At 47.9% G+C, this 26109-nt stretch carries 21 protein-coding genes; 5 read left to right on the forward strand and 16 right to left on the reverse strand.

From position 1 onward, the window contains the following. Positions 1-13: 13 nt before the first annotated feature. Complete coding sequence (locus DWV73_RS09595; protein WP_117796537.1) at positions 14-655, reverse strand: nucleoside recognition domain-containing protein; 642 nt, start codon at positions 653-655, stop codon at positions 14-16. Between the two features lie 280 nt (positions 656-935). Between DWV73_RS09595 and DWV73_RS09600 the strand changes: the two genes are divergently transcribed. Then, complete coding sequence (locus tag DWV73_RS09600) at positions 936-2810, forward strand: ABC-ATPase domain-containing protein (protein ID WP_117796538.1); 1875 nt, start codon at positions 936-938, stop codon at positions 2808-2810. 117 nt (positions 2811-2927) lie between these two features. Here the strand turns inward: DWV73_RS09600 and DWV73_RS09605 are convergent, their stop codons facing one another. The 9 genes from DWV73_RS09605 to DWV73_RS09645 form a co-directional block, all read right to left on the reverse strand. Then, positions 2928-4034, reverse strand: coding sequence for a nitronate monooxygenase family protein (locus DWV73_RS09605; protein WP_107000849.1), 1107 nt, complete (start codon positions 4032-4034; stop codon positions 2928-2930). A gap of 61 nt (positions 4035-4095) precedes the next feature. Then, a complete protein-coding gene (accD, locus tag DWV73_RS09610; RefSeq protein ID WP_117796539.1) occupies positions 4096-5988 on the reverse strand; it encodes an acetyl-CoA carboxylase, carboxyltransferase subunit beta in 1893 nt (630 codons plus the stop codon). A 20-nt stretch (positions 5989-6008) separates the two neighbouring features. Next, complete coding sequence (fabZ, locus tag DWV73_RS09615; protein ID WP_022359380.1) at positions 6009-6431, reverse strand: 3-hydroxyacyl-ACP dehydratase FabZ; 423 nt, start codon at positions 6429-6431, stop codon at positions 6009-6011. 124 nt (positions 6432-6555) lie between these two features. Next, positions 6556-7800, reverse strand: a complete 1245-nt coding sequence (gene fabF, locus DWV73_RS09620; protein WP_107000851.1) for a beta-ketoacyl-ACP synthase II — start codon at positions 7798-7800, stop codon at positions 6556-6558. A 159-nt stretch (positions 7801-7959) separates the two neighbouring features. Then, on the reverse strand, positions 7960-8700 hold the full coding sequence (gene fabG, locus DWV73_RS09625; protein ID WP_107000852.1) for a 3-oxoacyl-[acyl-carrier-protein] reductase: 741 nt from the start codon (positions 8698-8700) through the stop codon (positions 7960-7962). Next, positions 8694-9626: an ACP S-malonyltransferase gene (gene fabD, locus DWV73_RS09630; protein ID WP_107000853.1), complete on the reverse strand. Its 933-nt coding sequence runs from the start codon at positions 9624-9626 to the stop codon at positions 8694-8696. The genes fabG and fabD overlap by 7 nt, the downstream gene beginning before the upstream one ends. A gap of 17 nt (positions 9627-9643) precedes the next feature. Further along, the gene (gene fabK / locus DWV73_RS09635; protein WP_022360534.1) at positions 9644-10570 is read right to left on the reverse strand and encodes an enoyl-[acyl-carrier-protein] reductase FabK; all 927 of its coding nucleotides are present in this window, start codon (positions 10568-10570) and stop codon (positions 9644-9646) included. After that, on the reverse strand, positions 10570-10803 hold the full coding sequence (acpP, locus tag DWV73_RS09640) for an acyl carrier protein (protein WP_022360533.1): 234 nt from the start codon (positions 10801-10803) through the stop codon (positions 10570-10572). The genes fabK and acpP overlap by 1 nt, the downstream gene beginning before the upstream one ends. Positions 10804-10933: 130 nt before the next feature. Beyond that, the gene (locus tag DWV73_RS09645; RefSeq protein ID WP_022360532.1) at positions 10934-11896 is read right to left on the reverse strand and encodes a beta-ketoacyl-ACP synthase III; all 963 of its coding nucleotides are present in this window, start codon (positions 11894-11896) and stop codon (positions 10934-10936) included. A gap of 444 nt (positions 11897-12340) precedes the next feature. On the opposite strand from DWV73_RS09645, the gene DWV73_RS09650 reads away from it, so the two are divergent. The 3 genes from DWV73_RS09650 to DWV73_RS09660 are packed head-to-tail and all read left to right on the forward strand — an operon-like array spanning position 12341 to position 16750. Continuing rightward, the gene (locus DWV73_RS09650; RefSeq protein ID WP_022360531.1) at positions 12341-13036 is read left to right on the forward strand and encodes a response regulator transcription factor; all 696 of its coding nucleotides are present in this window, start codon (positions 12341-12343) and stop codon (positions 13034-13036) included. Positions 13037-13081: 45 nt separating this feature from the next. After that, positions 13082-15625 carry a HAMP domain-containing sensor histidine kinase gene (locus DWV73_RS09655; RefSeq protein ID WP_117796540.1) on the forward strand — a complete coding sequence of 848 codons (2544 nt, stop codon included), beginning with the start codon at positions 13082-13084 and terminating at the stop codon, positions 15623-15625. A gap of 27 nt (positions 15626-15652) precedes the next feature. Continuing rightward, positions 15653-16750: an alginate O-acetyltransferase gene (locus tag DWV73_RS09660; RefSeq protein ID WP_117796541.1), complete on the forward strand. Its 1098-nt coding sequence runs from the start codon at positions 15653-15655 to the stop codon at positions 16748-16750. A 546-nt stretch (positions 16751-17296) separates the two neighbouring features. On the opposite strand, the gene glf is transcribed toward DWV73_RS09660, so the two are convergent. Next, positions 17297-18409: a UDP-galactopyranose mutase gene (gene glf / locus DWV73_RS09665; RefSeq protein ID WP_117796542.1), complete on the reverse strand. Its 1113-nt coding sequence runs from the start codon at positions 18407-18409 to the stop codon at positions 17297-17299. 275 nt (positions 18410-18684) lie between these two features. Next, positions 18685-19989, reverse strand: coding sequence for a hypothetical protein (locus DWV73_RS09670; protein ID WP_117796543.1), 1305 nt, complete (start codon positions 19987-19989; stop codon positions 18685-18687). A gap of 333 nt (positions 19990-20322) precedes the next feature. On the opposite strand from DWV73_RS09670, the gene DWV73_RS09675 reads away from it, so the two are divergent. Further along, positions 20323-22206 (forward strand): dCMP deaminase, encoded by a 1884-nt coding sequence (locus DWV73_RS09675; protein ID WP_117796544.1) that lies wholly within the window; start codon positions 20323-20325, stop codon positions 22204-22206. 52 nt (positions 22207-22258) lie between these two features. Here DWV73_RS09675 and DWV73_RS09680 read toward each other — a convergent pair whose 3' ends face one another. From DWV73_RS09680 to DWV73_RS09695, 4 genes are all read right to left on the reverse strand, one after another. Next, positions 22259-23305, reverse strand: coding sequence for a hypothetical protein (locus DWV73_RS09680; protein ID WP_207661072.1), 1047 nt, complete (start codon positions 23303-23305; stop codon positions 22259-22261). A 175-nt stretch (positions 23306-23480) separates the two neighbouring features. Further along, positions 23481-24680 carry a glycosyltransferase family 4 protein gene (locus DWV73_RS09685; protein ID WP_181986241.1) on the reverse strand — a complete coding sequence of 400 codons (1200 nt, stop codon included), beginning with the start codon at positions 24678-24680 and terminating at the stop codon, positions 23481-23483. 259 nt (positions 24681-24939) lie between these two features. Continuing rightward, positions 24940-25797: an acyltransferase gene (locus tag DWV73_RS09690; RefSeq protein WP_117796547.1), complete on the reverse strand. Its 858-nt coding sequence runs from the start codon at positions 25795-25797 to the stop codon at positions 24940-24942. Next, positions 25695-26051 (reverse strand): hypothetical protein, encoded by a 357-nt coding sequence (locus DWV73_RS09695; RefSeq protein WP_117796548.1) that lies wholly within the window; start codon positions 26049-26051, stop codon positions 25695-25697. The genes DWV73_RS09690 and DWV73_RS09695 overlap by 103 nt, the downstream gene beginning before the upstream one ends. Positions 26052-26109 lie beyond the last annotated feature (58 nt).

A 26109-nucleotide genomic window follows, 5' to 3' on the forward strand; every position in this document is an offset into this window, starting at 1 on the left:
CAAATTGCGTTTTCTATTTCCAGCCATCCTTTTTTATTGATTTATATTGCTTTCTCCTGCACATCACGCGGCACACCGCCACTCCTGCCAGCGTGCTGACACAGGTCGCCAGGAACGCCGGACCGGCCACTGCCAGCGGATGCGCCGATCCGTACTGGCTCCGGTAGGCGATCATATTGATAGGAATGAGCTGCAGCGATGAAATATTTACGACCAGAAACGTACACATTTCATCGCTCGCCGTTCCCTGTGTGACCGCCGCCGGATCCCCCGCCGCTCTCCGTTCCTCCTCCAATTCTTCCAGCTCCTTCATCGCCGTAAGCCCCGCCGGGGTCGCCGCCCAGCCAAGCCCCAGCATATTGGCAATCATATTGGCGGCCATCGAAGAAAGCGCCGGATGACCCGCTGGAATGCGTGGAAAGAGGAAATGAAGCACCGGCCGCATCCCCGCCGACAACTGCTCAATCAGCCCCGCCCGCCGTCCGATCTCCAAAATTCCCGTCCAGAATGCCATCACCCCCAGCATCGTGATTCCCAGCGAGACTGCATCCCCCGCCGCTGCAAGCATTCCCTCCGTCACCGCCCCCAGCGTCCCATGCACCGCCGCCCAGCCAAGCCCCGTAAGCATCATAAACGCCCAGAGTGCATTTAACATGCATCTACCTCCCTGCTGTCATATGGTACGCTCAGAACATTTTATACTCAGACAAGTATAAAAAGACGCCAAATATACACCATCATAAATAGATACAATTATATCGTTTCTTTTCGTCCATTCCGCTTGCATTTCAGAATTTGGATCTTTAAAATAAGAACTATCATCTCCTTCACATGACAGACATTCTTTGAAAAAGGTCATTTTATATGGATTCTCCTGCCAAAAACCGTGAAGGCATTGAAATATGATTTAATATTATGAAAACGAGGTATTCAGAATGAAACAATCCGCAGATTTAAAGCGTCTCCTCACCTCCATCGATCACAAAAGCTATCCGGCTTACAAGGATGTGCGCGGCGCTTATGATTTTAATACGTATATTTTATCCATCGACCATGTACAGGGTGACCCGTTTGCATCTCCTTCCAAGGTCAGTGTCCAGGTCCGCCACGCGAAAGCCGGATTTCCGGCAGAACTCTTTGATACGCCATGGAAAAAAACAGCGCTTGAAGATTACCTGCTCCGCTGTTTTTCCCGTGAAATCGGTCGTCTTTCTTTCAAGGCAAAAGGTTCTGGAAAAAGTGGTCTGATCGCCACCAGCCGCCCCGGTCAGGAGGTCCTCTCCCGGACCGCCTGCGAGATCGGGAGAAATGAGATTACAGCCCGTTTTGAGGTTGGTTTCCCGGCATTCGGGCGCACCATCAACTCAGGTGAACTGATCCGGATTTTCTTTGATTTTCTTCCAGGCTGTGTCGAAAACGTCTTTTTCTACCGCCGCCAGAACAACGCCGAAATCAAAAAACGCATCACGCTGGCAGACGACCAGCAATTTATCCGCAATGAGCTGAAACGCTTGGACCTCGTCTCCTTCGTCGCAGACGGCTCAATCCTGCCGCGTGAAACCGGCGTCTCCGACCGTCCGATGAAGGGCAGTGTGGCGTTCCATTCTCCAGATTCCTTAAGAATCACTCTGAATCTTCCGGGACACGGTCCGATCTCCGGCATGGCAATCCACCGCGGCATCACCCTGATCGTAGGCGGCGGCTACCACGGCAAATCCACACTGCTAAAAGCGCTGGAATCCGGCGTATACAACCATATTCCGGGGGATGGACGTGAATATGTCATCACCGATGAAACCGCAGTCAAGCTGCGCGCCGAGGATGGACGCAGCATCAACCACGTTGATATTTCCCTCTTTATCCGGGATCTGCCGAACAAAAAAGACACCACCTGCTTTTCCACCGCCGATGCCAGCGGCAGTACCTCCCAGGCGGCAGCCGTGATCGAAAGCATTGAAGCAGGAACCCGCGCTTTCCTGATCGACGAGGACACCTCCGCTACCAACTTCATGCTGCGGGACGACCTGATGCAGCGCATCGTCAGCCGCGATAAAGAGCCGATCACCCCGTTCATCGAACGCGCCCGCGATCTCTACAAGCAGGCAGGCATCTCCACCGTCCTCGTAGCTGGAAGCTCCGGCGCCTACTTCTTCATCGCAGACACTATTATCCAGATGGATGCATACCGCCCGTTTGATATCACGGAGATGGTAAAAAATGCCTGCGAACAGGGGGCTTCCAAACCCGCCATCCAGGCGCCTGGGTTCAAGCTCCCGACGGCTGGACGGAAGCTGGCGGCTGGCGGAACAGGACGGGCTGTGGGCGCGATGGCGCTGGATTTTGGCGACAGCCGCGCAGAAGCTGGCGGTGAATCTCAGGAAGAGGGCGAAAACAGCGGTCGTTCTGGATGGTTTGGCAATCGCGGCGGCAGCGCCTCCGATGCAGGTCGCTTTGAACGCGGTCGCGGAGGACGCCGCGAAGCTGACCGAAATTCCGACCGGAACACGCGTATCAAAGTCCGTGTCCACGACAAACACTCTTTCCAGGTTGCCAAAGAGCCGGTCGATCTGCGCTTCGTCGAACAGCTTGCCGACAGCGAGCAGACCGCCGCACTTGCCCAGATGGTGCGCTACTGCCTGGAAAAAGGGCTTCTGGAGCGCTGCACCGTACAGGAAACGGTTGCCACACTCTTAAAAGCCTATGAAGCAGACGGGCTCTCTGTGTTCAGCGATGCTTCATATGCCGCCATGGGACTGGCAATGCCGCGCGTGCAGGAGATTTATGCTTGTTTAAATCGTTTTAGGGGATGATTGGATACACAAAAGAGGGCTGCATTTTGCAAGCCCTCTCTTTATATTTTTGCATTTTACACTGAACTATTTGCAAATTTCATCTTGGCTCATCCCTGAACCCTGCCAAAATCTATCCTACCCTTCGCACAGCGCCCGCATCACGCCCTCAACCGTCTCTATCTTCTCTGCTCTCCACGCGTTTCCGCCGCAGAAAATCAGAGCATGATCTTCATCACCGCGGGCGGCATTGACGAGTGCCTGCGTGATGCAGTATGGGATCTTCGCCGGATCACAGTGTTCCAGACACTGGTAACAGTGTGTCACTGCCTGTCTTCCTTTTTCCAGTTCTTTTAAGAACGCATTCTTGATCGCACGTCCCGGCATGCCGACCGGACTTTTGACAATCACGATGTCCTCTTCCTTCGCATCCAGATATGCCTGCTTATATGCCATCGGTGCATCGCATTCCTCGGTTGTCACAAAACGGGTTGCCACCTGCACGCCGTCCGCGCCAAGCTCCATCTGGTGCATCACATCCGCATGGTCGTAGATGCCGCCAGCCGTCACAACCGGAATCGATTTGCCATATTTCTGCGCGTATTTTTTAACCAGCGCGATAATTCCCCGCACTTCCTCGTCATATTCCGCCTGATGGAATGTCTCGGCTGCGTGCGGCGTGTCTACCTCCAGCTCGGTCAGCTTCTCACGGTCAAATCCCAGATGTCCGCCCGCCAGAGGTCCCTCAACGACCACCAGATCCGGTGCGGTCTGGTACTTGCGGTCCCACATCCGACAGATGACCGTCGCCGCCTTAACGGAGGAAACGATCGGCGCAATCTTCGTCGCCGTCCCTTTCACATACTCCGGCAGGGAAACAGGAAGTCCTGCGCCCGATATGATCAGGTCAGCGCCCGCCTTGACCGCCGTTTTAACGTACTCCGCATAGTTTTTCGTTGCCACCATGATATTAAAGCCCACGATGCCGCCCTTCGCGATCGCGCGCGCCTTCTGTAACTCTGAACCGATCGCGCGCAGGTTTGCCTCCTGAGGATGTTCGGCAAAATCCGGCTCCCGGAAACCGATCTGGGCAGTGGAAATAATGCCGATGCCGCCAGCCCCCGCCACGGCTCCTGCCAGCGAGGACAGGCTGATGCCAACCCCCATACCGCCCTGGATGATCGGAAGCTTCGCCGTCAGATCACCAATTTTCAGCGGTTTTAACTGTGATAAAATTGTACTCATACGATCTCCTATATTCACAAAGGGGACCGCCGCGCGGCAACCCCCTTTCAATATCTATTTTTTAGATTTTTCTAAAACGTTCATACCGCTGCTCCGCGATCTCATCCGGTGTCTTTTCCGCGCAGGACTGGAAGAACTCACGCATATGGCGGTCGATGATGCGTCCGATCTCCTCGATGTTGTCATCGGTTGCCGGCTCATCCTCGCAGATAATGCGCTCGATCATGCCAAGCTCATACAGATCCTCTGCCGTCATCTTCATGACCTTCGCCGCCTCGCTGGCTCTCTTGGCATCTTTCCACAGAATCGAAGCAAAGCCCTCCGGAGAAAGGATCGAGTAGGTCGCATTCTCCATCATCCATACCTCGTTGGAAACCGCCAGCGCCAGTGCGCCGCCGCTGCCGCCCTGACCGGTGATAATCGCCAGAATCGGCACCTTCATATCCGACATCTCAAAGAGGTTGCGGGCAATCGCCTCGCCCTGGCCTCTCTCCTCTGCCTCCATACCCGGGAATGCACCTGGCGTATCGACAAAACAGATGATCGGACGGTTAAATTTCGCCGCCTGTTTCATCAGACGGAGCGCCTTTCTGTATCCTTCCGGAGACGGCATGCCGAAGTTGTGCTTCATGCTGTCTTTCGGGGATTTACCTCTCTCCTGTCCAATGACCGTGACCGGCATTCCATAGAAAGATGCCACACCGCCGATGACCGCCATATCATCGCCATAATACCGGTCGCCGTGGAACTCGGTAAAATCGTCAAACAGGATCCGGATATAATCGCTGGCGTTCAGACGTCCGGCGCTACGGGACTGGCGTACTGCCTCCCAGGCGTCTCTCTCTCGACCTGCGATCTTATTTAAGGTCTTCTGGCGCATGATACCGGAGAACGGTGCTTTCCGGCTCTTTAACTTGCCTTCCGCCACAGAAGCTGCTTTTTCTGCCTTGGATGCAGATGCCGCTTCTGTGTGGTTCTCCGCCTCGTCGTTCCATTTCTCCCAGCCATGCTCCTGGCTGTGAAGCTTCAAAATCTGTCCCAGAACACGCTTCTGATCTTTTCTTTCCACGATCTGATCCACAAAACCGTGTGTCAGCTGGAACTCGGCTCTCTGGAAGCCCTCCGGGAGCTTCTGGCCGATCGTCTGCTCGATGACACGCGGACCCGCAAATCCAATCAGCGCTCCCGGCTCTGCCAGGATGATATCGCCCAGGGACGCAAAGCTTGCCGTTACGCCGCCGGTGGTCGGATCCGTCATAAAGCTTATGTAGAGAAGTCCCGCCTCGGAATGACGTTTTAAGGCTGCGGAAGTTTTCGCCATCTGCATCAGGGAGATCATGCCCTCCTGCATTCTCGCGCCGCCGGAAGCCGCGTAGATGATAACCGGAAGCCGTTCCTCGGTCGCACGCTCTACCGCACGGGCAATCTTCTCTCCCATGTTGTGACCCATGCTGCTCATCAGGAAACGGGAGTCGCAGACCGCAATCACAGTCTCATAACCGTGAATCTTTCCCTTACCAGTGACAACCGCCTCATTTAACTCAGTTTTCTCTCTGGCTGCCTCAACCTTGCCCTCATAGCCCGGAAATGCAAGCGGATTGACCACAGACATCTCCTTATCCCACTCTTCAAAGGTACCTTCATCGATCAGCATCTCAATCCGGCGGTACGCATGCATCCGGAAATATCCGCCGCAGCGCGGGCACACATACAGGTTGTCCTTGACATCCTGCACCAGAATTGGTTTCTCACATTTATTACACTTACGCCATAAAGAACGCAGACTTTCCGGCGTCATCGCCGTCGGACGGCTCGGAATCTTCTCCGGTTTTTCCTGTGCTGCCTCTGCCGCCCTTTTATCTGCTTTCGCGCTCTCCGCACGGCTTACGCCGGCAGAACCGTGGTCGTTTGTATTGATCGAAGTATACGATTTCTTAAACAGATTTTTAAACATCTCTTATTCAACCTCACTTATTAGCCAATCATAAACGTCAGCTCTGCGGAAACAGCCAGCTTGCCATCGACGGTTGCCGTCGCACTTCCGATGCCGACCGGTCCTTTTCTCTTGATGATATGGCACTCCAGCTTTAACTTGTCGCCCGGAACTACCTTTTTCTTGAATTTTGCGTTGTTGATTGCCCCGAAATATGCCGTCCTGCCCTTATTTCCTTCTTCACTTAAAATCGCAACCGCGCCGACCTGCGCCAGCGCCTCCACGATCAGGACGCCCGGCATGACCGGCTCCTGCGGAAAATGACCTGCAAACCACGGCTCGTTGTATGTTACATTTTTATATCCAACCGCACCCTCGCCCGGTGTCACTTCCTCGATACAGTCGATCAAAAGAAACGGATGACGGTGCGGGATGATCTCCTGGATCTCTTTAATTCCCATCATAATTTCAGTTACCTCTTTCGCTTTCCCAGACATCATTTTTGTATGCTGCAAGTCTCTTCCGCCAGCTCCAGTGCGCTGCTTCCAATCATTCAATCATCCACACAAAAACGTCCTCAAATTATATTTAGTCCTCAAATTTCTTGATTACCAGGCTGGCATTGACACCACCAAATCCCAGGGAGTTGGTCAGGGCATAGTGGATATCCATCGGAACACCCTCGCCCATCGTGTAATCCAGATCGCAGCCCTCGCCTGCCTCTTTTAAACCTGCGGTTGCGTGTACAAATCCATCCTCAATGGATTTCACGCAGGCGATAAACTCAACACCGCCCGCTGCACCTAAAAGATGTCCAATCATCGACTTGGTGGAGTTAATTTTTACCTTGTAAGCGTGGTCGCCCAGCGCTTTTTTCACTGCCATCGTCTCGAAGAGATCGTTATGGTGTGTACTGGTTCCATGTGCATTGATGTAATCAATCTTCTCCGGTGCGATACCTGCATCCTTGAGCGCCATCTCCATCGCATACGCTGCGCCGCTTCCATCCTCTGCCGGGGAAGTGATGTGGAATGCATCGTTGCTTCCGCCGTAGCCGACTACCTCTGCCAGAATCTTTGCGCCACGCTTCTGCGCGTGCTCTAAGGACTCCAGAACTACGATACCAGCGCCCTCGCCCATGACGAAACCATCGCGGTCCTTATCAAACGGACGGGATGCCGTCTCCGGGTCATCATTGGTAGAAAGAGCCGTCAGAGCCGCGAAACCTGCCATACCGAGCGGTGTGATCGCAGACTCGGTACCACCGGCTACCATCACGTCTGCCTCGCCGTACTGGATCGAGCGGAACGCCTCACCGATAGAGTTCGTACCGGTCGCACAGGCAGTTACCACGTTGATGGATTTGCCCTTTAAACCATAATGCATTGCCACATTGCCGACTGCCATGTTGCTGATCATCATCGGAACGAGCAGCGGGTTCACGCGGTTCGGTCCTTTTTCCAGCATTTTTTTGTGCTCACGTTCCATCGCCTGTAAGCTTCCGATACCGGAACCGATGCTGGTTCCCACGCGGAACGGATCCTCTTTTTCCATATCCAGACCCGCCTGTGCGATCGCCTCACCGGCTGCCGCTACCGCATACTGGGAAAACGGCTCCATACGTCTCGCTGCCTTCGGATCCATGTATTTCTTCGGATCAAAATCCTTCACCTCGCCTGCCAGCTTTGCCTTATAATCGGTTGTATCAAAATATGTGATCGGCGCGATACCGACTTTTTTATCCTTTAATCCCTGCCAGAAGCTTGCTACGTCATTTCCAATCGGAGTGATCGCTCCCAGACCGGTTACTACTACACGTGTCTTATTTCCCATCTAAAAACCTGCCTTTCTATCGTCACAGTTCACACGTTGTGCAAACTGCGACACGATTTTGCCGATGCTTCGCATTCCAAATCGGCAAAATCTGCTGCTACTACGTTATCGTACGCCACTTTCGGTTCCAAAAGTGCCTATCTGTAAAGCACCTTTTCCCTACATCGCCATTCCGCCGTCCACGCACAGAACCTGTCCTGTGATGTAGGCTGCGCGGTCAGAAGCCAGAAATACGGCTGCCTGCGCTACATCCTCGGTCGTACCGAAACGTTTTAACGGAATCTGCTCGCCCATCGCCTTCTTCACATCGTCCGGAAGAACGGCGGTCATTTCCGTATCAATAAATCCCGGTGCAATCGCGTTGACCGTGATACCACGGCTTCCAATCTCCCTTGCCACGGATTTAGTCAGTCCGATCACGCCCGCCTTGGACGCACAGTAATTTGCCTGTCCTGCATTTCCCATCACGCCGGAAACGGAGGAAATATTGATGATGCGTCCGCCCTTCTGCTTTAACATCTGGCGGGATACGTGCTTAATGCAGTTAAATGCGCCCTTTAAGTTCGTATCGATAACAGCATCAAACTCTTCCTCGCTCATCTTCATCAGAAGATTGTCACGGGTGATACCCGCATTGTTTACCAGAATATCAATTCTCTTATAGCGGCTGATAATGTCCTTTAAGAACGCCTCTGCCGCGCTGTAATCCGATACATTGCACTGAACGGCTTCCGCCTGTCCGCCTGCCTCGGTAATTTCCTTCACAACGTCCTCTGCCTTTGCCGCAGAGCCATTATAATTGACGATCACCACAGCGCCCTCTTTCGCCATCGAAATAGCGATCTGACGGCCAATGCCGCGGCTGGCACCTGTCACAACTGCTACTTTTCCATTTAACATCCAAGCGCCTCCTTTACTTTGTCGATATCTTCCAGTTTCTCTATATTGAACGCCTTCGCGTTTTTGTCGATTTTACGCATGAAACCAGTCAGGGTCTTGCCCGGTCCGATCTCAATAAATGTATCCACACCGTCTGCCAACATCTTCCGAATCGTCTGCTCCCAGCGGACGGAGGAAGAAACCTGCTTCATCAGAAGCGGCTTTACATCGGCTGCATCGGTCACATAATCTGCCGTCACATTCGCAATATACGGAATCTCCGGTGTATGGATCTCAACGGTATCGAGTACCTTTCCAAGCTTCTCGCCAGCTCCCACTAACATCTTGGAATGAAACGGTCCGCTTACCTTTAACGGAAGAACGCGTTTTGCGCCCGCTTCCTTCAATTTCTCTCCTGCCTCGGCAACCGCCTCTGTCTTACCGGAGATAACGATCTGTCCCGGACAGTTGTAGTTGGCAATCTGCACGCCGTCGATCGGCGCAATCACCTCTTCAATCTTCTCTGCATCCATCGCCAGTACAGCAGACATGGCACCCTGACCAACCGGGACTTCGCCCTGCATCAGGATACCTCTCTGCCGTACGGTACGGATGGCATCTTCGTCAGACATAACGCCTGCAGCTGCCATTGCAGGATATTCTCCCAGGCTCAGACCCGCAGCCACATCCGGGCGGATTCCGGTACGTTCCATGAATACACGCATCATCGCAAGGCTGGCGGTTACCATCGCCGGCTGCGTATACTCCGTGATATTCAGACGGTCCGTCTGCTCTGGATCAAAGCAAAGATCGGTCATTGAAAATCCAAGGATCTCACTTGCTTTCTCAAACATCCCGCGTCCCGTTTCCGTTTCCTGATAAAAATCCTGTCCCATGCCAGTGGTCTGTGCGCCCTGACCCGGAAAAATAAATGCAATTTTGCTCATAGCGTTACACTCACTCTCTACTTTCTGCCCAAAAGCGCCTCCGCCTGGGCCATCATTTCTTCAATCATTTCCTTGCAGGTCTGCTCTTTCTTCACCATACCTGCAATCTGTCCAGCCATCACGGTTCCGTTGTCCACGTCACCTTCCATGACTGCCTTCCGAAGCGTTCCAAGTGTTAAATACTCCAGTTCCTCGAACGGGCGTCCCTCTTTTTCCAGCTTCAGATACTCTCTCGTCATCTTATTTCTAAGACAGCGGATCGGATGTCCGTGACTCATACCGGTTACGGTCGAATCAATGTCTTTCGCCTTGATGACTCTGTCCTTGTAAGCCTGGCTTACGATGGATTCCTTCGACACGACGAAGCGGGTTCCCATCTGGACTGCCTCTGCGCCCAGCATAAATGCCGCCGCAATGCCGCGTCCATCTGCGATACCTCCGGCTGCAATCACCGGAATCGAAACCGCATCGACTACCTGCGGAACGAGTGTCATCGTCGTCGCCTCGCCGATGTGTCCACCGGACTCCATGCCTTCTGCAACGACTGCATCTGCGCCGCTTTTCTCCATCAGACGTGCCTGTGCAACCGAAGCAACAACCGGAATCACCTTAATGCCGGCTTCCTTCCACATGCCCATGTATTTGCCTGGAATACCGGCACCGGTCGTTACGACCTTGATGCCTTCTTCCACAACTACCTTTGCCACGTCATCCGCATACGGGCTCATCAGCATGACATTGACACCAAACGGCTTCTTTGTCAGCTCTCTCGCCTTGCGGATCTCCTCGCGGACAACCTCACCTGGTGCATTGGCGCCGCCAATTAAGCCCAGACCGCCAGCTTCAGAAACGGCTGCTGCCAGATGATGTTCTGCCACCCATGCCATGCCGCCCTGAATAATCGGGTATTCAATCCCCAACATTTCTGTGATCTTTGTTTTCATTATGCCTCTACACCTTTTTCTTTTAAGTAGTTCATAACATCGCCTACCGTTGCCAGGTTCTGCAGATCCTCAGCCGGGATCTCTACGGAGTACTCGTCCTCCAGAGCCATAACCAGCTCAAACAGATCCAGAGAATCAGCACCCAGATCATCCTTGAAAGAGGAAGCCTCGGTAATGGAATCTGCGTCTACGCTCAGCTGCTCTGCAATAATTTCTTTCATTTTCTCTAACATCGTTTCAATCTCCTTTTTAAATGAATTTTCTTTTTGTGACCGCAAAAATGCAATCACTGTTCTTATATTTTATCAAAAAATAGAATAATGTACATTAGTTTTGCTATATATTTTTTGCTTCTCCAGGCACCTACCAGGTCATCAATGCCGCGCCCCAGGTAAGACCCGCGCCAAAACCTGCCATCACCAGCGTATCGCCGCGTTTTAATCGTCCGTCCCGGTGCATTTCATCCAGGAGAATCGGAATAGAAGCCGCCGATGTATTGCCGTAGCGCTCGATATTGACCGGAATCTTATCCATCGGAACCTTCAGACGACGGGACGCCGCTTCCAGAATCCGGATATTCGCCTGATGCAGCAGATAATGCTGTACCGCCTCGCGGTCCGTTCCGGTCTCCTCCAGAATCGCATTCACAATCTCCGGTACCTTCTTCACCGCAAACTTGAAGACTTCCTGACCGTCCATCTGCATAAAACCAAGCTCGGGTCTGCCGCCCGTCAGGCAGTTTTCAAGACTTCTCGCCTGGCAGTACAGAACGTCGTTCTTCGTTCCGTCGCTGCCGACCAGCGTCTTCACCACACCCGTCTCGTCCGCCCGGACAACCGCCGCGCCCGCTCCATCGCCAAACAGGATGCAGGAACTGCGGTCCGTCCAGTCTAACACCTTGCTCAGTGTCTCCGCACCGATGATCAGCGCCGTCTTATAGATGCCCGCCTGAATAAATCCCTGCACAATATGTAAGGCGTAAATAAATCCGGAACATGCCGCCGTGATGTCAAACGCCACCGCGTGTTTCGCCCCGATGGCTCCCTGTACATCCGCCGCCGCACTCGGGAACGCCCGATCCGGGGAAGAAGTCGCCACAATCACGATCTCAATCTCCTCCGGAGAAATGCCCGCGTCCGCGATCGCGCGCTTCGCCGCCTCTGTCGCCAACGCCGAGGTTCCCTCGCTCGTCGAGACATGTCTGGCTCCAATACCCGTCCGTTCCCGGATCCAGGCATCATTTGTATCAAGAAATTTCGTCAAATCCTGATTCGTCACAACCTGCTCCGGCGCATACGCGCCGATTCCAATGATTCTAGCTGTCATTTTCTCGTTTAACTCCGCTTCTTCTATAAAAGATAGTTTTAATTTCAAATGGTTTGATATTCAAATTAATTTAGAGTGTAGCGGAGAATCTGGGGTTTGTCAAGGATAACTTGTAAATGAACGGCAGGATTCTGGTGAGAAGACGCAACCCGGACAGAGAAGAGCCGCCCCCAATCTTCCGGAAAACGCTCTCGCTCTTGCACTCGCTGCAGCGGACACTAAGCTCGAAAAAACCTCGCTAAGTGCCGGCGCGAGTGATGTTTCCTACAGATTGGGGGCGGCTCTTCTCCTGAAATACGCATCACTTGAAATACATAAAAATTAGGATACCGCGGTTTCCTTTTTCGTTGTATAATTATAAGACATAGGTATCTTTATTGTATCTATACAGAAATTTGTATACTATATTATCTATATATTACCCTATTAAAAGGAGGAGTTGCTATGCAGAGTATTCTTGTATGTGACGATGACAAACAGATCGTGGAAGCGATTGACATATACTTAACCGGTGAGGGATTTGAGGTTATCAAGGCATATGACGGCGCGGAGGCACTGGAACTTTTAAAAACGCACACCGTGAATTTGATGATTCTGGACGTTATGATGCCAGGGTTAGATGGCATCCGGACGACGCTGAAGGTGCGTGAAACCAGCAGCATCCCGATCATTATTCTTTCCGCGAAGTCTGAGGATGCGGACAAGATTCTGGGCTTAAATATCGGGGCAGATGATTATATCACGAAGCCGTTTAACCCACTGGAACTGGTCGCCCGCGTGAAATCTCAGCTCCGCCGCTACACGCAGCTGGGAAATATGAACAATCAGATGGGCAACCACGTATTCAAATGCGGCGGCTTGCAGATCAACGATGAAAATAAGGAAGTAACCGTGGACGGCGAACTCATCAAGCTGACACCGATCGAGTACAACATCCTGCTTCTGCTCGTTAAAAACGCCGGAAAAGTCTTCTCCATCGACCAGATCTACGAGGCGATCTGGAATGAGGAGGCGATCGGCGCGGACAATACAGTTGCGGTTCATATCCGCCATATCCGCGAAAAGATCGAAATTAACCCGAGGGAGCCGCGCTATCTGAAGGTTGTCTGGGGTGTTGGATATAAAATTGAGAAGCAGTAAAAATGTGAATCATCCATCTAACAGAAGTTAGGAGTTGCAAAATTTATGACAAAACTCTCACATATTCCGATGCAGATCCAGAAATGGATCGCCAGCCTCGCGCATCTGTTTTTCCTGATTCTGGGACTCATCGGTATCAGCCTCATGTATATCAATGGAAATTTCGGGCTGGGGCTGACCGGCATTGGCTCGGTTCCTTATGAGGACACCGCGGAATTTAACACACAATTTAATAACGATCTGAACGATATCTTCCTATATATGGAATATCAGGACGTCTTCGGTGCCGACAGTTCGATCGACCTCTCGCGCCGGATGCTCAAAATGACCTTTGGACCAAGCGAGACCGAAAATTTCTCCCTGTCCTCCCTGATTTCCTATCTGGAATCCATGGGGTACCAGCTCGACGACGACTTTAACTGCCAGAAGGTTTCTGAACCGGCAGACGGCGTCAAGAGCCGCGAAGGCTACGTCGAATGGTCGGTTCAAGAGCCGCAGCGGATCTACAGCTACCGTTCTGCCAGCCGGAAGCGCAGCACATTGGAGGATGCGGCGGTCGAGATCATGGACACACTGCATCGTTATTACACAGTGTATAACCGTTTCGTCGCCAATCCATCCAACCTGCATTTTAAAATCCAGTACACGGAGCCAGATTCGGATCAGAGCGAAACAACCCAGTTTACAAACACCGATTCCCTGACACCGGAAAATGTCAAGGAATACGGGCGCTACGCGTACCTGCCGGGCAATTCCGTTTTCTACGACACCAACATGAAAGCGATCCCGCTCAGCAGCATTTCCGCACTGGCATCCAATAACCCGTACACCGGCAGCGACTATTATCTGCTGATCGGAATCGATACAAATTATCCAGTCACTGACCTTTACGCGCGCACGCATACCGCATACCTGCACCGGCAGCACCTGTATCTGACCGGATTTGCACTGACAATCTTTGCAACGATCGGACTGCTTTTAAGCTTCCTGTTTCTGTTCCGGGTGTCCGGCTACCAGAGTTACCGCAGCTTCGACGTGACGCTGCACGGCTTCGACAAGAGCGGCACTGAAACCGGCATCGTCTTTTTTGCCGCCATGACCGCGATCGCCCTGGTTGTAAGCGACCTGATTCTCATCCGCATCCTGCATCTGGTCATTCCATCGCAGTATTGGTACTTCTCCGATCACAGCCTGCAGGCGCTGGTCCTGTATCTGGGCGGACTGCTGCTCTTTTTCAGCCTCCTGCGCCGCTACCGCGCCGGTACCCTGTGGACCTCCAGCCTGATCTGCCGGATTCAGAAGAAAATGTTGATCCTCAAAACACGGCAGAACTTCCGCAGCCGCCTAGGCATCGGATTTGTTCTCTATCTTGCAATCAACACAGCGCTTATCAGCCTTGCCTGGTATTTCTGGGACCGCGTGTATGCAAATTTATACGTTGTTTACCTGCTGACAGGTCTGACTGTGCTGGTATTTCTGCTGTTTAACCTGTGGATCTTTTACATACTGTTCCGGCAGGCAAGCGAACAGGAATCCATCCGCGATGCCGTCCGCCAGCTCTCCGCCGGGGAGACCAGCTATCAGCTTGATCTCGATGAATTTGACGGTCCGGAGCTCACGCTGGCAGAGGGACTCAACAACATCAGTTCCGGTCTTGAAACCGCCCTTCAGGAGAAAATGAAGAGCGAACGCCTCAAAACCAACCTGATTACCAACGTTTCACACGACATCAAAACGCCGCTGACCTCGATTATAAATTATGTAAACCTAATGAAACGGGAACATATTGAAGATGCGCGGATCAACGCCTATCTTGATGTGCTCGACCAGAAATCACAGCGTCTCAAAACACTGATTGAAGACCTCGTCGAGGCATCCAAGGCAAGCTCCGGCAATGTGAAGCTTGAATTTACCGACATTGACCTCGTCCAGATGGCATTTCAGACCAACGGCGAATTTGAAGAAAAACTGGATGCCAGACATCTGCAGCTCATCATCAATGCCCCGCGGGAACCGCTGATGATCCGCGCCGATGGACGCCGCCTGTGGCGCGTACTTGAAAACCTGTACAACAATGTCTGCAAATATGCGATGGAGGGCAGCCGCGTCTACGTAGACCTCGCCCGCGTTCCCGGAAATCCAGAAACCGGTACTGCTGGCCAGGCAGTCTTCACCATCAAAAATATATCTGCCAATCCGCTCAACATCCGTGCCGACGAGCTGACCGAACGTTTCGTGCGCGGCGACGTCGCCCGCACCACCGAGGGAAGCGGGCTGGGACTATCGATCGCCAAAGATCTGACGGAATTGCAGAACGGGCAGTTTAGTTTGTATATCGATGGGGATCTGTTTAAGGCGCAGGTAACGTTTGATTTGGTGGAGAAAACGATGGAGAAGGCGGTGGAGGACGCAGAAATAATAGAAGAAACCGATGCTTCCGAAGCGGCTGAAAAGCCGAAAAAGGACGATGAACTGAAAAAAACAAATATACCGGAAGAAACTACTATTCCAAAAGAGGTAAACGGCGAATCTTCCGAAAATGCTATCAATGAAACCATAAACACTACGGAAAATTCAAGAAATGAATAAAAATTTATGAATTGAGGACTTTATCCTATGAAACGCACTCATATCATGATCGCAGTCTTCTTCGCCTGCATCCTCTCCCCCAACCTGCTGTTTCCTATCCTGAAAACCACAGCCGATGAGGGCACCGGCGAAAACCGCAGTCTGGCGGCATTTCCAACTCTGTCGCTGGAAACCATCGATACCTTTCCATCCGGTGTTGAGGGCTGGATCAACGACCACGCGGCGTTCCGCAACCGCTTCTTAAGCCTGAACGCCCGCTTAAACCTCTCCTTATTCCAGTTCGGAGACTCGCAGGACGTCATCACCGGAAAAGATGGCTGGTACTTTTACACGCTCGGAAGCTCTGTCGAGGACTTCCTCGGCACCAACCGTTTTTCCGCCGGGGAACTTCGTATGCTGGCCGAAAAACTCCAGACCGTTCACGATGCCTGGGAAAAACAGGGAACTGAATTTATCTTCCTGTGTGCGCCCAACAAAGAAGGTGTATACAGCGAATTCCTCCCGGATGGCTTCACCGCACCGGACGGACCTACCCGCCGCAGTGAACTGCTCGATTATCTGGAAATACACACAAATGTCCCAGTTGTCAATCCATACCCGGAGCTCAAAAACCGCCGGGACTATCAGTGGTATTTCAAAACCGACACCCATTGGAACGATGCTGCCGGATTTCTCGTCTCCGGGCAGATCATCGATGCCGCTGGCGGCACCTCCACGCCGATCGAGGACGTCACTGTCACCTATGAGCCACGCGATCCGGGCGATCTGGCGAACCTGTTCCACATGCCAGAATCCATGTGCGACGATACCAAAGCAGATGTATCCGGGTATCGAAACAACGTAACCATCCACTACGACAGTGCCTCTGACGATGGCAACATCGCCCACATCTCAGCAGTCCAGACGCCCGACCCGCGCCGCATCGCGATTTACCGCGACTCCTTCGGAACCGCCCTGCTGGCCGGACTGCCGAAATACTTTGCGTATACCGATTTTTACCACTGGCAGGTATTTGAGCCGGAATTTTTGAACGAAAATAAGCCGGATGTGCTGGTGTATGAGGTGGTGGAACGGGATTTGGGGAGAATGATGGAGGATTTGGAAAAATTGATGCCGAATCAATGACGTGCATAGTTTATGCATTTTCAAAAATATCATTTGCACAGTTTAGATGTGTTTTTTATTGATCTCACATTATAATTATGATAAATTAAAATTATGGAAAGTCAGAGCATATGAAAGGCGACCTGCCCCCTACTTTTGGAGGGCTTCCCCTCCAGCATCTCGTCATACCAATGACAGAAAGGAGGCCGATAACAATGTATATTACATATTCGGATTTAATTCAGTCTGGAATATTCATTGTCGCTCTCGTAGGATTGTGTTATACAATCTTCACGAGAAGAAAATAGCCGCCACTACTGCAATAGGGGCGGCTGGTCTCATAAGAGATTAGCTGTTTCATTTCGGCAGGCCGTATATCTCTGGCTTTCCTATTTCTACTATAGCATATCTTTTATCTGTATTCAAGATGTTTTATTATGCTTTATTTTTGAAATACTAAATTTTGCAATTTTCATTTCACCATTTTATCTGAATCAGCAGATAGCTTCCCATCCATTTCATGATTCCGAAACCATCCGCCGATCCGGATAAAAATCAAAAATTCTCCTACAGCTCCTTCTTCACCAGCTCCAACGCCGAAGCAATCACCGCATCCATATCATAATACTTATACTCGCCCAGACGGCCGCCAAAGATTACCTTCTCTTCCTTCTTGGCCAGCTCTTTGTACTTCTCATACAAAGCACCATTCTTCGCATCATTGACCGGATAGTACGGCTCATCGCCTAACTTCCACTCCGAACTGTACTCACGGCTGATGACCGTCTTCGGCAGATCATTGCCATCGGCATCCTTACCAAACTCAAACCATTTATGCTCGATAATACGCGTCCACGGAGTCTCCGCATCTGTATAGTTCACTGCCGCATTGCCCTGGAAATTCGGGATATCCAGCACTTCGGTATCAAAGCGCACAGAACGATACTCCAGAACGCCCAGCGAATACTCAAAATACGCATCGATCGCGCCGGTGTAAACTACCTTCTTTGCCATCGCATCCCAATCAGCCTTATTCTCAAAATAATCCTCTTCCAGGCGAACCTCGATGCCGTCCAGCATATTGGCAACCATCTTCGTATAGCCGCCCACCGGAATTCCCTGATACAGGGCGTTAAAATAGTTGTTGTCAAAAGTCAGACGAACCGGAAGACGCTTGATGATGAAGGACGGAAGATCCTTGCACTCTCTTCCCCACTGCTTCTGGGTATAGCCCTTGATCAGCTTCTCATAAATATCCGTACCAACCAGGCTGATCGCCTGCTCCTCCAAGTTCTTCGGCTCCGTGATGCCTGCTGCCTTGCGCTGTTCCTCGATCTTCGCCGCTGCCTCCTGCGGAGTCACGACACCCCACATCTTGTTGAAGGTGTACATATTAAACGGCAGGGAATACAGCTCGCCGTGGTAATTCGCCACCGGAGAGTTCGTAAAACGGTTAAACTCCGTGAACTGATTTACATAATTCCAGACTTCCTTATTATTCGTGTGGAAAATATGCGCGCCATACTTGTGAACCTGGATGCCCTCCATCGGCTCTGTATACACATTTCCTGCAATATTCGGGCGGCGGTCAATCACCAGAACCTTCTTGCCCGCTTTCTTCGCCTCATGGGCGAATACGGCACCGTAGAGACCGGCGCCTACTATTAAATAATCGTACATGTTGGTTTTCTCCTTGTTACGTGTTGTTATACTTGTGATTTATTTATAACATACAACGACAATTTAAACAAGAATATCCCGTCAGCTTCAAGCATTCCCCAAAACAAACTCTCAATTTGGACACAATACCTTATTAATACTCCATTGCACTCTATGAGGCGAACTTACTGTCCGTAAAACGAATTAATGTACTCTGCATAGGATACCTCCGATGGTTCTTTCTTCCCGATTTCCCTTACAAGTTCCAATTTTATAGTAGTCAGCAAAAATACCTTTTACAAATTCATATATTCTTTCAGCATCTCAACGCAGGCGGATGCCGATGGAACCATTTTTAAATACTCCTCTTTTCCATTTTTTCTGCATCGGATTCCATCCGAATATACATCCCAATCCGGAAGTTCCCTCACAGAAATCCAGACTAATTTATCGCCGTCTGTTTCCATCTCTTTTTTATCCGCATCTGAGCCGTACTGCCCGGGTGCTTTTTTAATCTGATTATTTCTTTCATAAAATGCTGCTTCTATTTCACCTTGAGACATAGATGTTTTTGCATAGAACAAAAGCTGTGGTTTACCGCCTTCCAGCATGTCTCTATAAGCTGCAATTAATTGAACATACTTAAGACCAGACGTATTCTGAACAGCCTCCAGCGTATCTTTCTCTATACCAAGTTCATCCTTAATTTCTTCTATAATTCCATTTTCTAGCCCATCTATTGTAAATGTATATGTTTCATCCAAGGCATACTTTACTTTCAAACTGGCTCCAACACTGTCTGAATACGTTCGTTTCGCTATGGAGACATTCTTCTTGCGATATACCAGCATAATCGAACCATCGGAACTTTCAACAAATCCATTAAAACCCAGATGATTCGACAGCGAAGAATTCTTCAAAGAATGAACCATCGGCCCACACTCCAGCAGCTCCCTGACGGAAATCCCATCAGTCAGGCTGTAATCCATAGCCCGGTTGGTCACCAAGGAATTGTAGTAGGTTGTTCTTCCGGTTACAAACTTAAAGGTATTATCATCCCCCACGCACCCCCATTCATCCACACGAATATTTGTATTATTATAAATCTTTGAGGTCACATGGGCAGAAAACAAATCTTCATAGTGCTTTTCTATGATTTCCGGCAAAGAATAATTCTTTTCAGGATGATCCTCAATTTCTATCTTTTTATCATACAGCCTTGCCTCCAGTATTACCGGAATAACCTCCACCCCATCACTATTCTTGCAGGTCACAAAATTTCTCTCCAGAGAATATCGTTTCACCAATCCATCATAATCAGTTGTCAATTTATTGGGATCTTCAACCTGATTCATGATGTGAGAACGCAGCCGGTTAACAACAAAGACTAAAATACTCTCAATAACAACCGCAGAAAAGGTAGAAAATTCAATCATACTATCCACCTGTTTATTACACAGCCACTCCCAACCTAAGATTATAGCTGCCATCACAGCTGCCATCGTGATATATAATCTTTCATCCTTTACAAAGAATAATAAAAATTTATTCTTTTTTGACTGACTTTTATCTCCTCTGAAATCATGCTTTTTCCTAAACATATTTAAATTCCCCTCAAAATATCTCCGCTAATTCCTATTATCAAATAATAAGAGAGTAGCTCCTGCTTCTCCAGTATATCATAAACGCATATCCTTTTACAGGCATCTTAGTGTTCTCCTGAAATATAAAAGTCTCTATGCTACAAATCTCATAAAAATATAAAATGAACAGAGATACCTCGCTACCCCAAGTTACTGCGATAAAATTGCTCACCTCGAAAACAGAGAATTATTATCAAAAATCATATAATTATGATATACTGAAATCATCCGAATGACGTTTTTGCTGCTTATTATATTGCAACAGGTATGATTGAAATAGGGGAGGAGCATATGGGTACAGATACATCTAATAATAAAGCTGATGCGATTAAAAGTCTGTATAGTCAGCGTGATAAATCTATATTAATTGGATTAACCGGAAGAACAGGATCGGGGTGTACAACCGTCGCAAAAATTTTATCCAAAGACAATTTCCAAGACTTAGATTTGAGATCCTATAAGACCTGCGACTATAATAATTCCGATGAAAGAAAATATAGCGTTATCTACCGCTATATGAAAGAAGGAAAAAAATGGAAGAAATTTGATGTAATTGAAGCCAGTTCCATTATTTTGTCTTTCATTCTTCAAGATACGTATGGAAGATTATTTTCTTATATTGATAGCATTGCTATGAAAGTAAATATAAAAGAGAAAGATCAACTCAAGAAAAAAATTGCATGCGTGCTCATGGATGAAAATGTGGATAAAAATTTCACCTTGGACAGTATAAAAAATACTATTATTGATAGCACTCTTCGTACATGGATTGATAACGTATTCAATAACGACAAACATATAGAGTCAGAAACTAAAGATTCTCTACTGAAAATGATTAACTATTTTACCAGTAGTTTGATAAACAAAAAAAATAATTTCTGTAAAGTCATTAAGGACATTACCGTCGAAGAAATTAATACGTCAGAAGAACACGGTGATGATGACAAAAAATTCTACAATTTATATTCATACTTCATGCAACAAGTAGGAAATAATATTAGAAGTTCCGGAAAATATGATAACGATAGCGAAAATCCAGGCAATGAAATCACCATTGCAGAGCGAATAAACTATATCGTAAAAATAATAAATAGATATGAAGAACTCGCTCATGAAGGCAGGGAGCAAACTCGAATATGTATAGATGCCTTACGGAATTCTTTTGAGATTCAATTCTTTCGGGATCGATATCGTGCTTTTTATGCATTCGCAATTAATACAGAAAATGAATACCGGCAAAATAGATTAGGTATGAATCGAAAAGAATTAGAAAGCCTGGATAGGATCGAATATCCTGGAAAAGATGGTATATTTTATCATCAAAATGTTTCAGCCTGCTTAGAAATATCAGATGTATATTTATATAATCCTAATATACAGAATCACAAATATTTCGAATTAACAGAACAAATTATAAAGTATATCGCACTGGCGCTTCAACCAGGATTAATTGCACCGACTCATTTAGAAAGATGTATGCAATTAGCATTCAATGCAAAATATAATTCAGGATGCTTGTCACGACAAGTAGGCGCAGTAGTAACTGGTGAAGATTTTTCTGTTCGATCGGTTGGTTGGAATGACGTTCCCAAGGGACAGGTTCCATGTAATCTACGATGTGTTGAAGATTATTATAAAAACAAAGACAGCGAAACTTTTAGTGAATTCGAACTAGAAGATGAACTTTTCAACGAAACAATGAAGGGTATTTATACTCATTTACAAGAGAAAAGCATAAAGGATAAAAAAGAAGGAAAATGCTTTTCGTATTGTTTTAAAGACATTTATAATGGATTAACTGGCAAATCAAACCAGGTCCACACTCGTGCACTACACGCCGAAGAAAATGCTTTTTTACAGATTTCAAAATACGGTGGTGCAAAGATTCAAGGCGGAAAATTGTTTACCACAGCAAGTCCTTGTGAGTTATGTTCCAAAAAAGCATATCAATTAGGCATAAAAGAGATATACTATATCGACCCATATCCCGGCATCTCGAAAAGCCATGTATTGACCTTTGGAAAAAATGATAATCCGAAAATGATTTTTTTCCAAGGAGCAATTGGTAATGCCTATATATCATTATATGCACCAAGAATGCCTTACAAAGATGAAATATCCTTAATAACAGGAATATCCGCGAAAGAAGAAGCTGGAAAAATCAGGAAAAAGTAAACGAAAAATAGAGGGATGACCCCACAGTCATCCTTCTACCAATTTTCACAGTTTATTCTGCAACAAGAATGGATGTTCGGTCTCCATCCCCATCCATACGCACCACACTCCCATACAACAGTATCATCCAAAACATCGGCTGCCGGTAATTCACAAGGAAAAAGCTCTCCGCCAGAAGCCCCATCACCGCACAAGCCATGACCGCATCTGCGTACCGCAGTTTCCGCCCAAGCCAGACTAGCAGGCATAGAGTCGGAATCAGACCATAACAGAACATCACGCTGAACAGGCAGCAATGAATCTCATTCACCTGACTAGCCAGTGTAAACCGGTCAAATCCGCCTTCCCCGGCTCCATACAGGAGATACTGCGGATACAGCACAAGCTTCTCCATTCCGCGATCCAGAAAAAGTCCCAGCAGACCGCCATGAGCCACCTTCCATATCTTCTCCTGAATCCGCGTCAACATGTTATAGTCCACCGTCTTCACATCAAAATCCGCTGCAGGCCATATCCACCACAAAAACAGGCCAAACAGAGCCACTCCGATGACGCTTCCCAGGGTCCAGACCTTCATAGACACACCTTTTCTACTTCCCACCCGATACAGGGCATGCAAAACAGCCAGAACCGTAAAAATCAAAACTCCCAGCAAAATTCCCGTAGACTTCGATGCTGCGATCACAGGCAAGACCAGTACATAGAACACAGGAAAGCTCCGATCCCCAAACCGGCACCGGTACAGATACAAGAGTAATATCATCATAAAGAGAAAAAATGCCAGCTGATTCGGATCATTAAAGGTCCCCTGATAGCGAACTGCACCCCAGTATTCCGTGAAGATACGTCCGTGACCAGACAAGTATATCAGCAGCTGAACTCCGATATTCACCTTAACCACACGATTAATCCCGGTCAAAAAAGCTTTTCCTCCATATTCCGCCAGATAGCAGAAACTCCAGATAGCACAGGCATTGAAGATCCAAAAGCAGATATACTTAAAAAATTCACCACGGCCAAGACGAATCCCATAATATGTATTAATCACCAGAACAAATGCCAGAAACACATAAAACAGGCCTTCGGTCTTCAGCTGCAAGAGCCGCTCCGGTCTTCTTCTCATACAGTCACATAACAACATAAAAAAAGAGGCGAACAGACACACATCCGCCGCCTCCATCCCCCCTGAAGGGAATAAATAAAATTGTTTCAAAAATATAAAAAGCAAAAAAAACAAGACCGCCACTGCCGTCCCATTTCCATCCGGTATACTTCTATTCCATTTCTGCAAAACGTCCATAGATCTCCCTCATCTTCTTTTCCACTGCATCCAGACTAAATTCCTGGCTTCGCTGGATGCAGGCTTCACCCATCTCTTTCCAGCGATTCTTCCTGGACAGCATATCCTCAAGAGCTTCTGCCCAGACATCTGCATCCTGAAGCTGGTTAAGCATAAAACCGCCCGGGCAAAGCTTTCTTTTCCGATCCGCCGACAGGGTCCAGCTATCTCCCATCAGATCCGTATTGCCCCGAATCTCCGAACAGATCACCGGAAGCCCGCTGGCCATAGCCTCCAGCATCGCCCGCGGCAGCCCTTCCTGAAGGGATGGAAAAAGGAAGATATCCGAAGCTCCAAAGATCTCCAGCATATCTTCCCTGTATCCTAAAAACGATATATGATCTGCAATTCCAAGCCTGTCCGCCAACCCATGAAGATGCTCATTCAATTCTCCATGTCCGCACAAAAGCAGATGCAGCTTTTCATATGCACTACGATGCGGCTCATCCTTCATTCTGGCAAGCATCCGGAACAGAACCTCCTGATTCTTCCTGGGTATCATCTCCCCGGATGTCAGAAGCACCACCTGATCAGGCCGCATCCCCAGCCTTTCTCTCTTCCTCTGCCTTTCCTCATCCCCAGGAAGTCGAAACTGAGAACTATCTATCCCCACTCCCGGCACATAATCCACATACTTCGCATGAAGCTTCCGCTTCGCCAGCTCATAATCTTCCCGGTTAATACAGATCTGCTGATCCGTATACCGCGAAAGAAACTTCTCCATCGGATAATAAAACAGCCAGTTCTTCCAAGGCGCCCCCTTAAAAAAATGGAATCCGTGCGCCGTATAAATCATCGGTCCCGTCTGCGAGGCATGCGCCGCCAGCCGCGCCATCACACCTCCCATCGGCGTGTGACAATGTACCAGCGAAAAATGTTCCCGCCGCATCAAATCAACCATCTGCCGGTACACCAGCCGGTTCTTGGCATCGAACGGGCTCCGGATAAAATCAATCTGATGGCAGATGATCCCCGTACCATACAGCCGGTGATTATCCGTTCCATACGACGGTGTATGAAAATTTGAAGCATAATGGACCTCATATCCAAGCCTCTGTAAAATGCGGACATTGTTCATCTCAAACTGGGGGACAAAACCGCTGACGTGGGTTACCAGAAGGGCCTTTTTAGGCATTTTATTTTCCCCTTTCATATCATGTTGCATTTTTATATTCATATGAAGCATCCTCCAAATATCACCTGCCTCTCTCCTCATCGTTTGATTGTTTTTGCCATCATTTTCACCCAACCAAAAATAGCGGCTACAAAATTGTAGCCGCCTTAACTTATGTTAATTTACTATTCTATTTCCATAAATACTCCGGATAAACCTCTTCTTCCATCATCTCCCGGAATTTCTTCTGAGCGAATTTATGTCTTTTTTAATCACTCATTCAAAATTTCTCTAAATTTGACAGTTTTTCATCTTTCCATATCTTATCTTTATATTTCCGAAGCCAATTTATTAAAGGTTTTTCGTAGAATGCGTTTATTATAGACGAAATTGCCACTACACAAATACAATATAATCCCCATATAAAATAATTATCATAAGAACCATTAATCTTACTAACTTTATTAATAAAATCCATTGTTAATTGCACTGGATAATGACACATATAAATTGTAAAAGATATTTTCCCTAAATATTGTAATGGTTTTAATAGTAAAAAACATCTAATAAGTTTAACTGTTGTAATTAAATAAATCATTATTGGATATATTATAAAAACAAATCCACTTAACATATACCACCAATCACCATGACTCCATACATCTACACCGCCAAAATAATAAATCAACACAACTATCAATAATATACTAAACATTATTAATTTTAATCGTATTCCACCCTGATATGCTTTCAAAAGCAAAAAATATAATAGACTACCAAAGAAGAAAGCAATCATACCTCTTCCAATATTAGCATTTACCAAAGTAAATGTGCTTCCTTTCCAATCTGACTTTTCTAGTGTATATCCTACAATTATCAGCCCCCAACATATAGCAAAATATGTGTGTTTTGTTTTTGTCATCTTGCAGATAACAAAAAAAACAATATACATTAAAACTTCTATACATACCGTCCATGATATAGCATTAAAATTTGCATCTGTCTGTAGCCCATAATTCTGTATCATCAATAAATTCAATACAAAATGATGTACGTCATTATACTGGTAAGTAAATGTTCCAACAGAATCAGCATAAATGTTACATAAAACAAAGTTCCATAATACAATGGTGCCAATCTCACAAAACGAGAATAAATAAAATCACTAAACGACACTTCACTATTAGCAATTCTTTTCATATAAAACGCAGTAAATGTTAAGCCAGATATCAGAAAGAAAAATTCAACCAAAATTCTCCCATCTAAATATCCATTCCAAAATCTTAATAATACGAAATTTGGATTTATATTGTCATGCCAATGTAAAAAACACGCTATTATTAATGCAGCAATTCCTCTCACTCCATCTAACGGACGTAATCTATCACTCATTTTATCTCCCGAAATCTAACAATTATATTTGTTATTATCTCACTCTTTAGAATATAGT

Source organism: Clostridium sp. AF12-41 (assembly GCF_003461685.1).
Lineage (GTDB): Bacteria > Bacillota > Clostridia > Lachnospirales > Lachnospiraceae > Otoolea > Otoolea fessa.